Source organism: Absiella sp. AM29-15 (genome assembly GCF_003434225.1).
In the GTDB taxonomy this organism is placed as follows: Bacteria; Bacillota_I; Bacilli_A; order Erysipelotrichales; family Erysipelotrichaceae; genus Hoskinsella; species Hoskinsella hominis.
Window position 1 is genome coordinate 81,408 of record NZ_QVFL01000013.1, and the last position, 13,651, is coordinate 95,058.

At 31.1% G+C, this 13,651-nt stretch carries 16 protein-coding genes, 1 tRNA gene and 1 CRISPR repeat array; of the genes, 4 read left to right on the top strand and 13 right to left on the bottom strand.

All coding sequences use genetic code 11. From position 1 onward, the window contains the following. Positions 1–113 precede the first annotated feature (113 nt). Positions 114–581, bottom strand: a complete 468-nt coding sequence (locus DW761_RS13550) for a PTS sugar transporter subunit IIA (RefSeq protein WP_233513099.1) — start codon at positions 579–581, stop codon at positions 114–116. A 98-nt stretch (positions 582–679) separates the two neighbouring features. After that, positions 680–877: a DUF378 domain-containing protein gene (locus tag DW761_RS13555; RefSeq protein WP_117454137.1), complete on the bottom strand. Its 198-nt coding sequence runs from the start codon at positions 875–877 to the stop codon at positions 680–682. A 131-nt stretch (positions 878–1,008) separates the two neighbouring features. Here DW761_RS13555 and pta point away from each other — a divergent pair, with 131 nt between their 5' ends. From pta to DW761_RS13570, 3 genes are all read left to right on the top strand, one after another. Further along, positions 1,009–1,980 carry a phosphate acetyltransferase gene (pta, locus tag DW761_RS13560; RefSeq protein ID WP_117518455.1) on the top strand — a complete coding sequence of 324 codons (972 nt, stop codon included), beginning with the start codon at positions 1,009–1,011 and terminating at the stop codon, positions 1,978–1,980. 100 nt (positions 1,981–2,080) lie between these two features. Beyond that, positions 2,081–2,881, top strand: a complete 801-nt coding sequence (locus DW761_RS13565) for a helix-turn-helix domain-containing protein (protein ID WP_158553809.1) — start codon at positions 2,081–2,083, stop codon at positions 2,879–2,881. Between the two features lie 32 nt (positions 2,882–2,913). After that, positions 2,914–3,225 carry a TfoX/Sxy family protein gene (locus DW761_RS13570; protein ID WP_117518457.1) on the top strand — a complete coding sequence of 104 codons (312 nt, stop codon included), beginning with the start codon at positions 2,914–2,916 and terminating at the stop codon, positions 3,223–3,225. Between the two features lie 30 nt (positions 3,226–3,255). On the opposite strand, the gene DW761_RS13575 is transcribed toward DW761_RS13570, so the two are convergent. The 4 genes from DW761_RS13575 to DW761_RS13590 all read right to left on the bottom strand — a co-directional run bounded on the left by DW761_RS13575 (position 3,256) and on the right by DW761_RS13590 (position 6,928). Further along, positions 3,256–3,495, bottom strand: coding sequence for a hypothetical protein (locus DW761_RS13575; protein ID WP_117518458.1), 240 nt, complete (start codon positions 3,493–3,495; stop codon positions 3,256–3,258). 15 nt (positions 3,496–3,510) lie between these two features. Continuing rightward, the gene (locus tag DW761_RS13580; protein ID WP_117518459.1) at positions 3,511–3,780 is read right to left on the bottom strand and encodes a hypothetical protein; all 270 of its coding nucleotides are present in this window, start codon (positions 3,778–3,780) and stop codon (positions 3,511–3,513) included. 69 nt (positions 3,781–3,849) lie between these two features. Continuing rightward, positions 3,850–3,925: transfer RNA gene (locus DW761_RS13585), tRNA-Thr, on the bottom strand. A gap of 483 nt (positions 3,926–4,408) precedes the next feature. Next, a CRISPR array of direct repeats spans positions 4,409–5,045; the repeat unit is 33 nt; unit sequence ATTTAAATCCACTAGCTCATAAAAGAGCTAGAC. Between the two features lie 1,304 nt (positions 5,046–6,349). Beyond that, positions 6,350–6,928 carry a uracil-DNA glycosylase family protein gene (locus DW761_RS13590; protein ID WP_117518460.1) on the bottom strand — a complete coding sequence of 193 codons (579 nt, stop codon included), beginning with the start codon at positions 6,926–6,928 and terminating at the stop codon, positions 6,350–6,352. 104 nt (positions 6,929–7,032) lie between these two features. Between DW761_RS13590 and DW761_RS13595 the strand changes: the two genes are divergently transcribed. After that, entirely contained in the window at positions 7,033–7,419 is a 387-nt protein-coding gene (locus DW761_RS13595; protein ID WP_117518461.1) for a DUF11 domain-containing protein, read from the top strand. A gap of 272 nt (positions 7,420–7,691) precedes the next feature. Here DW761_RS13595 and DW761_RS13600 read toward each other — a convergent pair whose 3' ends face one another. The 7 genes from DW761_RS13600 to DW761_RS13630 form a co-directional block, all read right to left on the bottom strand. Then, positions 7,692–8,120, bottom strand: a complete 429-nt coding sequence (locus tag DW761_RS13600) for a recombinase (protein ID WP_117518462.1) — start codon at positions 8,118–8,120, stop codon at positions 7,692–7,694. Between the two features lie 569 nt (positions 8,121–8,689). Then, positions 8,690–8,950 (bottom strand): hypothetical protein, encoded by a 261-nt coding sequence (locus tag DW761_RS13605; RefSeq protein ID WP_117518463.1) that lies wholly within the window; start codon positions 8,948–8,950, stop codon positions 8,690–8,692. A gap of 399 nt (positions 8,951–9,349) precedes the next feature. Continuing rightward, positions 9,350–9,784, bottom strand: a complete 435-nt coding sequence (locus tag DW761_RS13610; RefSeq protein ID WP_117518464.1) for a hypothetical protein — start codon at positions 9,782–9,784, stop codon at positions 9,350–9,352. Further along, a complete protein-coding gene (locus tag DW761_RS13615; RefSeq protein WP_117518465.1) occupies positions 9,774–11,798 on the bottom strand; it encodes an AAA family ATPase in 2,025 nt (674 codons plus the stop codon). Before DW761_RS13615 ends, DW761_RS13610 begins: the two co-directional genes overlap by 11 nt. Continuing rightward, entirely contained in the window at positions 11,798–11,971 is a 174-nt protein-coding gene (locus DW761_RS21045) for a hypothetical protein (RefSeq protein WP_158553810.1), read from the bottom strand. The genes DW761_RS13615 and DW761_RS21045 overlap by 1 nt, the downstream gene beginning before the upstream one ends. Next, a complete protein-coding gene (locus tag DW761_RS13620) occupies positions 11,958–12,596 on the bottom strand; it encodes a DEAD/DEAH box helicase (protein WP_117518466.1) in 639 nt (212 codons plus the stop codon). The genes DW761_RS21045 and DW761_RS13620 overlap by 14 nt, the downstream gene beginning before the upstream one ends. A gap of 180 nt (positions 12,597–12,776) precedes the next feature. Continuing rightward, the coding region (locus tag DW761_RS13630) for a tyrosine-type recombinase/integrase (protein WP_233513100.1) at positions 12,777–13,651 on the bottom strand (875 nt) is incomplete at its 5' end.

Sequence of the window (13,651 nt, forward strand, 5' to 3'; positions counted from 1 at the left end):
GATTGTTATCCTTTCACGATAATGAAAATAAAAGATTGCTTATCCTTTCACAATATATGTTCCTAATGAATGTACTTAAATTTGAAAAAGAACGCAAATCGCGTTCTTTTTAATTAATGAATTTCAATAATATCTTCTTCCATTGCTTCTACACTCTGTCCAGCTTTTTTCACAGTAATGCTTTGTCCACTTGTGAAAATAACAGGTGTAATTACAGGTTTTCCCTGACTTGCGATAAAGTCCAAATCAACTTCCATCAATAGATCACCTTGTTTAATTTTCTGACCTTCTTTGATGTGACTTGTAAAGCCTTCTCCATTTAACTCTACGGTATCCATACCAATATGAATTAAAATTTCTGTTCCATCTTTTGCTTCAATTCCAATCGCATGTTTGGTAGGAAATGCTGCTTTGATCACACCGCTGACAGGTGCATAGATTTTTCCAACTGTTGGATCAACCGCAAAGCCATCCCCCATCATTCTTTTCGCAAATACTTCGTCTGGAACATTCTCCAAGTTAAGCAATGTACCAGCTACAGGACATGCAAATGTCTCTTTTTTTCTACTAAATAATCCCATGATTTATTCGCTCCTTCCACTTATTTCTTTTTCTAAAAGTATTATAACATTTTTATAAAAGAAAAACTTCCTTTTTACAGGAAGTTCTTTAAAAGATATTAATCCTCATCTAATTTGGAGAAGAATGTTAGTAAATAAATTCCACAAATGCCGACTAGAATATAAATAATTCTTGTGATAATAGAGCCAGCTCCAAATAAGAAAGATACGAGGTTGAAATCGAATAAACCGATTAATCCCCAGTTGATTGCGCCAATGATCGTGATGACCAAAGCAAGACAGTTCCATACTTTCATATCATTACCTCCTGCAAATAGTATGTCTAATAATTCAAGTCTTATACAATTCTCACATTTTGTATACGTTTTCACAAAATCCATAGCAACAAAAAAAGATATGCGATATAATACATTTGGGAGTGGATGATATGATAGATTTAGAAACCCCATTGAAGGGAAAAGGATTAAAGATTGTATTTACAGAAGGGAAAGATATTCGCATGATGAAGGCAGCGGAGCGATTACGTGATAAAAAGCTGCTGATTCCTGTATTATATGGAAACCGTGCTGAATTAGAAAAGCTGGCGGATTGTCATCATATTGGTTTAGCTGGTATGATCATCTTAGACCCTGATGAATTTCAAGATGGTGAAGCTATGGAAAATCGTATGCTGGAATTGCGTAAAGGAAAAGCCGATCGTAAAACTGTAAAAGCATGGATGAAAAAAGATGCTTATTTTTGTACGATGTATGTGGAAATGGGATATGCGGATGGTTTGCTTGGTGGTTCAACGAACTCTACAGCAGATACGTTACGACCAATCATGCGTTTGGTAAAAACTAGTCCGGGTAATTCTATTGTTTCCAGTTGTTTTCTTATGTGTAAACAAGAAAAGGAATACATATTCGCAGATTGTTCCTTGAATATTAAGCCAAATGCGGATGAATTGGTAGAGATTGCTTTACAGTCTGCGCAAAGTGCAAAAACCTTTGGTATGAAGCCCTATGTGGCTTTATTGTCCTATTCTACATATGGTTCTGGTCATGGTGAAGACGTTGACCTGGTAAAAGAAGTAGCTACCCGCTTAAAGCGGCTGCCTTTAGATTATAAAGTGGATGGAGAGTTACAGGTAGATTGTGCATTGAATAAAGAAGTTGCAATGTTAAAGGCGCCTGACAGCAAGGTTGGTGGTTGTGCCAATGTATTGATCTTTCCTGATTTAAATGCTGCCAATATCGGTTATAAACTGGTGGCGAATTTGGGCGGATATGAGGCTTATGGGCCAATCCTACAGGGGGTACGACTTCCTATGAATGATTTATCAAGAAGTGCTACCATTGATGAAATTTATACCATGGCTTTGATTACGGCTATGCAAAAACTGAATTCAAGTAGATAAATGGGATGTGTGATTTACACATCCTTTTGTAATAAATGGAATGAAAAATGCTACAACAAACATCAGTTTCTATGTTAAAATAATGGAAAAGGAGATTTTTATGCAATTTATAACTCCCTCATTACAATCTAGAATTTTTGCGTCTACTGATGCACATATCTATATCAAACCACATCCTCTGTTGCAGCCTTATATTGCTCATTATACTTTGAATTTACAGGGGATTGCCAATAAGAATAAACAGTTAGTTTTGATACCGGATATTGCTGGATGTATGGTGATTACGCCTTCCTCTCATGAATTGGATATCAAATTTTGGGGTGCTACGACCAAGACGGTGATTGTGAATAACAATCATCCCCCTGAACGTTTTTTTATTGAATTTAAACCTGGTGGTTCCTTTCCATTTACTGGTATTCCTCAGAAAGAATTGTTAAATCAACAGGTAGCCATGCAACAGATCCTACCTGAGTGGAAATACAAGATACAGGAATTCTGGTTTTCTTCGGCATGCATCTATGATTTTTTAGAATTGCTAGAGAATTTTTTATTATCAAAACTACAGATATATGAAACACCTGATTTTTTAAATCAGCTTTCCATTTGTTTAAGAGAACATAAAGGACTGGATGAAATATGTGCTTTTTCTGATCGTCATTTACATCGTATCTTACAAAATCAGGTAGGCACAGGAGTCAAGGTTTATCAGCGTTTGATACGTATTAATCAGGCATTGGAGTTTATGTGTGATTTCTCTTTAACTTTAACGCAGATTGCATATCTGTCAGGATATTATGATCAATCGCATTTTATTCATGATTTTAAACAGGTTTGTGGTGTAACTCCTGGTGTCTATCGTAAACAAATGTCTGATTTTTACAATGAATCCTTTAAATTTTAGGATATGATAAAGAAAAAGCAGGAGGTGTGATCATGAGTTGTAGTATGGAATTTGTACAATATGTATGTGAGCAGTTACAAGGCTGTGGGGATATCACTTATCGTCGTATGTTTGGTGAATTTGGGTTTTATGTGGATGGTGTTTATATTGGTGCTGCTTGTGATAATCAATTGTTTATCAAAGTGACAGATGCTGGTAAAAAAATGATGAACGATCCTATTTATGGCGAAATGTATCCTGGCGCAAAACCTTCATTTTTAATTGAAAATCTTCAGGATAAGGAAATACTGGAAAAGCTGATCATTGCGACAAGGGATGCCTTAATGAAAACGAAAAAAGTCTGAGCATTGTATGAAAATACTATCTCAGACTTTTTATATGACTGCATCTTCCAGCAATCCAACTTCCCATTCGATTTTCTTTTGTACTTCAGCTTTACGTTCATCTTTTACTTTTTCCAACAAATAGATCAATAAACGTTTTAATTCATCCATTGTAAACTCGTCTTCTAAGAACACATCCATGATCATATTACATTCCTTATCATATTCTGGTTTTAGATTGGCGTTCACAAGAACAAATAATTTTTCAGCTGTTCTTTCTAAATTTACCATATGCTGTCTTCCTTTCTATTTATGATACCATCCATAGTATTCATCATCTTTTTCTTTTGATATCTCTACATTTTCTGTTTCGTTTTCATAGAGATAAAAAACTTCTTCCTGATATAATTCCTGAAAATTCTCCCATGATAATACATAGTGCGCTGCATCACTATATACATGTAGTTTTTCATTCTTTATTAGAAATCTTGATATGGAGCCATTATTCATAAAGCACATGACTCTGCCTTCTTGAAGGTATGCTTCCACCTGTTCCCAATTATTTACTTTTTCCATTGTTTCACCTTCTTGTAAACGTATGTATAAAAAAACATCAAATCAATTGATTTGATGTAATCAACAAGCTGGTGCCGACTAGAGGAATTGAACCCCCAACCTACTGATTACAAATCAGTTGCTCTACCAATTGAGCTAAGTCGGCATCAAAGCTCTAATATAATAACAAACCTGTTAAAAAAATGCAATACTTTTTTTGATCTTTTTATAAATTTTTAGCATACTTTTTTACATTTGATAAACACACTTCATAACTTACTCTAAAAAGTGCATGACGATTACAATCATTATAAAAAAAGAACGGCATTCATCACGTATGAAAGAAAAGGTATGACTTATAATACTGGAAGGTTTAGTGTCAATGGCAGTATAACAACACCTACCCGACAGGTAATACATTAACTTATAAATACCCCTCCCCTTGAAACAGCAATCATACAGTTTAAGACAACTGTTGTCGGTTAGTTATGTAAATTGGAGGTGCTTTTCTTATAAATATTAGAAAAGGACTGTAATACTCTTATCGAACTAAACGCACAGAATTTTAAAAGAAAACTACATAATGTACATACTAGCTCATAAAAGAGCTAGACCGTTGTCGCAATCCGGAAAGTAAGGAGGCATTAAAATTTAAATCCACTAGCTCATAAAAGAGCTAGACTGTGTTCCTATATAAGCGAAAAACAGAAAAATAATATTTAAATCCACTAGCTCATAAAAGAGCTAGACAGGATTTGCATGGGATCAGCAAACAAACGTATTATTTAAATCCACTAGCTCATAAAAGAGCTAGACCGAATCAAGATATATCCATGACAAAAGATCGAATTTAAATCCACTAGCTCATAAAAGAGCTAGACTTTAAGATATCTCAACCAACATTATCATTATGGGAATTTAAATCCACTAGCTCATAAAAGAGCTAGACAGATAAATTTATCGTTAAAATCACACCTATTCATATTTAAATCCACTAGCTCATAAAAGAGCTAGACAGAGAGTTTCTCAGAAACAAATGATTTTATTCAAGATTTAAATCCACTAGCTCATAAAAGAGCTAGACATTGACTTTCTTGTTTTTTATCGTAAACTATAGTTATTTAAATCCACTAGCTCATAAAAGAGCTAGACTCCATAAGCAGATACCAGTGAAAATATTAAAAAATTTAAATCCACTAGCTCATAAAAGAGCTAGACAAAACTTACTAGGATTTAAAGGTATCACACAAAAAATTTAAATCCACTAGCTCATAAAAGAGCTAGACCGCAAAAGTATATCAAATTTAAACTAATGTAACAATTTTTCTAAAAAATCTTTTTAAATCAGCGTTGATGTTTTCAAATTGTTACATACCGTCCCAAATATAATACATTTTTGCGCGAACCTCCCAGGAGATTCATGGGAGCTTCATATTCGCATTTCTACAAAATCAATACATCTTTTAATTTAAAAATAGATTTTATCATTATATGTTCTACTTTATTTTCATAGTTAAATGAAGGATATTTGTTTAATCATCGTGTATCGTCCTATAGTACATCACAACCTTTCATTATAATTTTTTTATTGCATCTTTATGATAAATTAATTATACCCATATAAATATATATTGTAAATGTAAATTAAAACTATATATTTTTATTCAAATTTAATTTAATATCATGCATCTTTTCACGTATTCCCATAATTAGCTAACACAAATCATTGATTACTGGTCGCTTGTAAGAAGTATCTTTTGTAATGTACACGTCTATATCACACTATGGATACATGCAAAAATATTTGCTGTTTCTATATTATGACTTTGTTCACAGATTTTCTTTTTTGCTTTTGTTAGACGAATTTAGCATTCCGTTTGCTTGTTATCTGCAGGTTTTCTAAAATTCTTGATGAAATGCAGATATTCATAACTTTACTTTTCCTTTATTCTCATTAGTTTCATATATTAGTATAAATGATTTCGAGATTTTTATTTTTTAATTCAAGTGCTAATCTATATGTTTCTAATTGGCTTTTTAAAACAAATATCTTATTTTTAGATTGTTTTCAAATTGCTCAATCAGTCTTTCATTAAAAATATTATCTGTTTATTAAATAAAGTTCTGGGCTTAAAGAATTTGTGTAGGTTCCTATGGTAAACTCCTGTCTTAAGAAATATGTAAACAGTAAAAACAAGGATTTGTCAACAGGACAAAAGACATGAAAAACTTTGCAATCTCTGTATAATTTAAAATGATAATAAATACAATAAAAGGAAGTACCCTTATAATCTATCGTGGCTACAATGAAGTTTATTATGATTTCCTTTTCTTTTTTCACAAAACTTTTTCCTATCTTGGTGAATAGTGCCTTTATCAATCTAACCATTTTCCTATAACTGTCCTTGTTGTTTGATTTATTTTGACACTTAAAAGATTGATTGGATATTTTTCTATTTATTTTTTTCTCATTGAATCCAGCGCTTATCATCGATAGTGGAAATATTTAATATCTGTATACGATCATAATATGAAAAAATGAAAAAACTTCAAATAAATCATTTATGACAAAACCATGCTTTGTATATTCCTATCGTAAAATATCATGAATCTTCTCACGTATTTCAATTATTCGTTGCTTCTCAAATTCTGGATGATCTTTTAACCATTTTCTATTAAGAGGAGAAGGATGTGGCAATACATATAATGGTTTTTTATGAAAAAAATGATTTTGAAAAACAAGGGTTGTGAAATCTGTGTCAGGAAATAGCCATTTTGCTGCATAAGCACCAATGACAATATATAAATCAGGTTCTACCAATTCTAATTCTTTATTTAAGAAAAGTTTTGCACATGATATTGGCGGAGGATTATCACCTATTCTTTTTGTCTTGCCAGGGTAGCATTTAGCAATCGATGCAATATAAAAATTATCAGGATCATAAAATTGTTCCCTTGTAATCTGATACCAATTATCGAGAAGCTTTTTACCACTTGCATCGTTAAAAGGCTTCCTAGTTTCCATTACTGTTCTTGAAGGTGCTTGCCCTATCTGAAATATATGAGAATGTTCATTTCCTTGAAAGATAGGATTAGGATCATGTTCTAATATATCTTTACATGCTTTACAGCTTAATATATCTTTTTTTAAAATCTCTAACTTTTCCATAAGATCACCTTATTTAGTATACAAAGATTATTTTATATTATCAAGGAGTTGCGCCTTTACTTTTGAAATGATATTTCATATCTTATAGTGAAAGGAGCTTAAATATGGCTATAATCAATAAAATAGATAACTCAGCATCCATCACATATGGAGGTAATAGTATAAATAGTAATACAGTCTCAACATTATTATTACTGGCACCAACTATTACAAAAGCTGTAGATAAACCTACAGCTAATATTGGTGATACGTTAACTTATACGATCACAATTACAAATCTTTCTTTATCAGCACTGCCAACTTTACCGTTCACTGATACAATTGCTCAAGGTATGACATTTAATACTGGAAGTTTTACGGTGAACGGAAACACAGCAACACCTACTATTACAGGAACTACATTAGCTTATACAATACCAGCAATCCCTTCCCTTGGAACAGCCACGATACAGTTTAAGACAACTGTTGTCGGTGGGAGTAGTACTTCTTAGAAATCCTTTAGGATATATTCGTGAGCGATGTGGTTGTTTTATGAATTGTAAGGAATATGCAAGGGTATATACTTGCGCATACATTGAATTTGATTGTAGTCTAATTAAAAGCAATACTTTAAAAGAGTGGATTGCAACTGGTATAAAATATCATATGCTTTAAATGCTGTCGTATACTACTTTAATATAAAGCTAATAGCAATAATTAAAAACAATTCAATTTTGAAAATACAATAAAAAAAGTCTTGTTCATGTTTTTCTAGATGAAGGAATCAATACAGACCTTCATCATATTTTTGACATTCTCTTAACCAGTCTTCCATACTTTCCTTAATATTAAAACAAAGATATTTATAATCTTTTTCTTCGATTTTATGATATTTCAGCATGCATTTATAGAATTTTTTTAGACTAGCTGCCGTACTTTTGATCGTTGCAGAAGATGACCACATGCATTTTCTTATAAAGAAATATCCAAAATACATTTCCAGCCCATAACAACCTTCTACCATTTCTTTAGGCTCTTCACGTAGCAAATAGGTATTCAAATAAAATTCCACATTTTGATAATGATTTTTTATTGTTTTATCAGATAATCCTGCCTCTTTTAAATCATCTTCAAAAAATTGCAGGTAGATTTCGTTTTCTTCCTCACGTTTTTTGCATTCTAATTCATATTCTTCATAACTTAATTCTTTCATGATTTTTTCTCCTATTCTATTTACCTATTTACTTTCCAAGACCCTTTTCTAGTTGATCCTATTCGATATAGTTTATTTTGTCACGAAGTACTTTGATGATACGGCTAATTTTTCTTGTGCTGAAACCAGTATGAATACTAAGCTGGTTTATAGTAATCTTTGGATCTTCAGGCATTTACTCGATAATTCCCTCTTCTTCTATCATATTCGTGTCTTTAGTACTACCATGAATACCACCATTTTTATCGCCATTGGCAGTATTCAATAGATTCATACTATCTGTAAACGGAAAATCACTTTTTATAAAAAGATCTGATATTTGAAAAATATCTTTGTCATAAACCCTTAAAATTTAACTCATCTCAGAACCTAACTGTTCCATACGACTTCATTATCAATTAAATCAACTTTATCTGTTCTTGTACTTGGCAACTTTGATAGACAAGCCATTTTCATCAGATAACAAATAAGCAATATAATTATATTTCTCTTCTAGTGTCTATAACTCCAAACTATTAGTAAATTTCTGTTTCAATTCTAAACCTCGTACTTGATAATATATCCTTAGTTTAGCAAACGACAAATCTTGTCGTGGAATGGAATATTATGTAGGGTTGTATGAATTCTTCCGGCATATAAGTCATCAAAGCGGTTGTCATAGGTTGTGTAGAAGTCCCAATTCTTGTAAAACATCCACTAAGTGACACTCCTTGATTTTTGATATAATACTGCTTTTCTAATCCACTAGATACTAATATTTTAATAACACTGACATCTTCAATCACTTCACACACAATATCAAACAATCCTAAAGTAGATGCTAATCCCATTCGACCTTTTCAGTATTAACACCATGTTTTTTTCAGTACACACGATGAACATCAGCAACAATGTAAACTGCACAAGAATTAAAATCTAGTGTTTTCCATTTCTTTTTGGTGTTTGTAGAATTATAGTCAAGGCATTTTTACCGCTAATAGTTCAACGATTCATTTTACCTTTTGTCATTTCGTCATGTATATAGATTGCCAGATTGATTTCATCAATTTCAACAGAGGTAACCTTTTTAGTAATTTAGTAAGTGACATATAATACTCCTTTAGTGGTTTAGTCGCTTATGAAAATATCACATGTCTTTTATATATCAAGTAAAATTGAAAAAAACCTAATCATAAAGCTTTTTTTAATTTTTATAAAAAAAGATTTTCCCACATTTTCTGGCAATGCCTCTATAATTTTACATTAGTAAAATAAATTGTTTCTAGTTCAAGAAACATTTTTTTGATTAATAATTCCTCATCAGAATTTGATTCAACTAACTCTTTAAGTTTACCAAATCCAGTACATGCACATCTCTCAGCTTCATCATAATTTAATTCAAGATTGCAGTATTCATCTATTTCATCGTTATTTAGAGCTGTACCTAGTTTTACAATATTCAATAAAGTTTGATCATAAGTTGTTTTAAGGTCTTTTAGCAAGAACAAACCTTCCTTAGCACCATCAAAATCAGTTGGATCATCTAATCCATATGCAACAGCTAATTTAAACAAGTCTAAATTACTTAAATTATCTAACCCTAATGTTTTAATGTCATGGTCAGATAAAGCTTTATTAAATTGTTTATATTTTCTTGGAAAATATATTCTATCTCTATTTGTCATATTGATTCTTTACCCCTTCCACTTCTGATTCATCTTCGCTTAGATATAATTCAATAATTGATGCTGCTGTATCTTCATATACATTTTTTACTTCACTAGAATATTCATCAGGTGTGAAAAGCATAATAATTTGTTTTTCTTTAGATACTTTTAATAATTCTGTGGCCATTTTTTCTCTATTTTCATCAGATACTCTACCTAAAGGTGAGTCAATTACTAATGGACAGTTTTTTCCTGAAGCTTCGTGAATAGCTAAAGTAAATGAATAAGCTAATGCCATGTATTCAGTAGCACTTAAAGAGCCAATCATTTCCTTATTATTCATATTAAGAACCGAAATTTCATATTTATCATTAATACTTAAAGATTTGAATGTATTTTTTTTCCATGTCATGGCATCGAACATACGCCATGTACTTTTTTCAATCTCATCTTTTACCACTAACATAATTCTTTGTTTTATATTTGTATATGCTGTTGTTATCTTTCTAAGCAATGCAACTTGAACTGATAATTCATCTTTAGCATTTTTTATTTCTTCTTCTTTTTTTAATTTCTTTTCAATATCATTTAATCTATCTCTATCTTTTTTATTAAAAGCGATATTTTGAGATATACTAGCTCTAGCTTCTTGAATTTTATCATCGTAATATTTACTATCTTTTTCCGCTTGAGCAATATCCTTTTCAAGGCTATCAGTTGAATAATTTGATAAATAAGAATGAATTTTATTTAACTCATCTTCAAATTCTTTTCTTTCTTTTTTTAAAAGTATTTCTGTATTAATTAAATTCTTTTTTTCTTTTTCAAAGTTTGATACTTGGCTAATCATTGTTTCTAGACTTGATTTAATCTTCATTAACTGATGTGAAGTTCCTGTTGAGACTGATGTACTTTCTAATAAATCCTGTAGGTATTTAATAGCTTTATCATCAATTTCACTATTACAAACAGGACAATTTTCTAGATGGTTATCTATGATTTCTCGAATCTCTTTCTTATTAATATTTGGTGGTAATTCACTATGTTCTTCTTTATAACATATCATATCATAAGTTTTCTTAATTCTTGGATAAAAACGTAGCAAAATCATATAATCATAAATAAATGAATATTGATCATTTCTTAAATTAACTAAGGCTTCATCATTCTTTTTTAAACTTTTTTCTAAATCTAATTTTCTTTGTTGCTGAAATTTAATAGGTGTATAGTTATTTAATATTTCATCTGCTTTAACCTTTTTCTCACTATATTTATTTATATCTGATTCTAATTTTTTGTTAGTATTTTCCCTTGCTTTTATTTCATTTTCTAAATTTATTTTTTCTTCTAAATAATTTGTTCCACTAGGCTTCTTACGATTTAATTCTCTATATTTGTTCACAGCTAAATTATTAGTTCTCTCTTTAGTATTTTCCAATAAAGTAACTTGTGAAATATTAAAAATAGATGTTTGAATAGTTTCAGATTTACTTTTTGTAAAATAGTTTTTTAAATTTTCACCATCAAAGAAATAATAATCATATATCAATCTATTGAAATAAGTATCTACAACTTGATTACACTCATCAGCATTATCAATGATTCTACTGTTAGTGTTATTAGTCAAATTAGTAATGGCGATGTTAAATTTTTCTTGTTCGAACATTGTTTTTCTATTTTTACTTATAATATTAAAATTCACTTTATAGTTATGCTCTCTAGTAATTACAATAACTTGGTTAGTATCATCATCCTTCATTGAGATTCTAACTGTAACTTTAACACTTCCGTTTTCATTTGTGTTTTCGACTGTTTTTTCATTAGGTAAATTTAAGGCATTTTTTGAATCATCCAAATACTTTTCTTCTCCATAAAGGCACCAAGTGATTGCATTTATGAAAGTTGTTTTTCCCGTACCATTTTTTGCTTTTAAAATATATAAATGACTATTTATATTACGTTTAAATTCTATGGTCACCTTCCTATATTGACGATAATTAGTTAATTCTATTTTTGTTATTAATACACCCATTATTCAGCACCACCAGTCTTTTTTATGTATTCTTTTATTTCCTTTTCAAACAATTGATTATTTTTATGATTCCCTTTGTCTTCGATTTTTAATAACTCTAACAAGAGTTTTTTAAATTCACTATGTACATTTAAATTAGTTATTTCATCAGTAATCTTTTTACTTATTGACATCTAGATCAACCCCTCTCATTTCAAACATCATTTTAACTACATCATAATTCACTGCATTTTGAGCTATCACATTTGCTCTACGACCTTCTTTTTCTAGTATTTGTCTTGAACCTTCACTACCATCATTAGGTGCGACAATAATGTCATAAATTATAGAAATATCTTTATCAGGACTTTGACGTATTACTCTCCCTACCCTTTGTATATATTCTCTGGGATTAGTACTACTCGCTAATAAAATAGCTATCCTTGCGTTAGGAATATCTATTCCTTCATCTAAGCATTTAAGTCCCAATAAGATTTGACATATGCCCTCCTTAAAATTTTTAATAATATTTTGTCTTTCTGTTAAGCCCTCAGTATTAACTTTTTTAGTTGCAGATTCTTCTTCAGTAATTTTTTCTCTTACAATTCCAAAATGTGCCAAAAATTCCATGACCACATTAATTTGTTTATCAGTCACAAAAGTAATAGTATCCATTATTCTTCCTGCTTCTTGAAGTTCATTAATTATATCTTTATATGCATCAATCTTTAATTCTGCATTTTTCAAAATATTAGCTCTTCTTGTGTACAATGTATTTAATTCTTTTTCATCATATTCTTCTTGATTTTTAACATACATAATAAGTTTTTTTAAATTATATATGTCTTTTTGACTATCTTTTTATATCTTCCTAAATGTCCGCAAAGCCTTATTTTATCGGCTCTACGGGCATTTTGCTTTTGTGGTAAACCTCGCATATCTAGGTCTATTTTCTTATATTTTCCCTGTCAATCGTGGTTAAAATCGTGGTAAATACTTCTATGCGATTAGACGCTGAACCTCTGATTTTGCGGTATCTATGGACGCATGAGCGTACCAGTTCATTGTGATACTAATGTTTGAATGTCCCATGATATACTGTAAATCTTTTGGGTTCATGTTCTTGCTTGCCAGTCTTGTGCAGAATGTATGGCGTAGCGTATGCGGTGTGATATGTGGCAAGGGATTGTCCTTGTGGTGCTTGTTATATTTCTTTACCATACGGACAAATAAGGCGTTGTAATCAATCGCAACTTTGGGCTTGCCTTTATGATTGACAAATAAGAAATTGCTCTGTCCGTCTATCACAAATGGTTCTGCCTTTGGGCGTTTCTTCATAACTCGTTGAAATGCCTGTATTGTTTCTCTGCTTAATGGCACTTGCCTTATTCCGCTCTTTGTTTTAGGCGTTTCAATGTAATAGCCTTGTTCCTTGCTCTTTAGTAACTGGTGGTCAATTATCACAACTTCATTCTTGAAATCAATATCGGCTACTGTCAGTCCGCACAGTTCCGAGATACGAAGTCCTGTTTTTAATAATATCAGCACATCATCATAATGCTTGTGATACACATTGTCCGTCTTGATAAATGAGAGTAAGGCTTGTTCCTGTTCCTCTGTCAATGCGACTTTCTCTTTGGTATCATTTTCTAGGACTTCACTTAACTTGAAATCAAAGGGATTTTTCCTTACACAATCGTCTTGTATGGCGATATAGAATGACGCTTTTAATGAGCGTTTATGATTGTTAATGGTATTGTAGGAAAAGCCTTTGTCTTTCATGCGTAACGCCCATTCTTTAGCGTCAGAGGGTTTGATTGTATCAATGCTCCTAGCACCTAACTTGTCCTCTTTCAATAACCGCATGAGTTGTT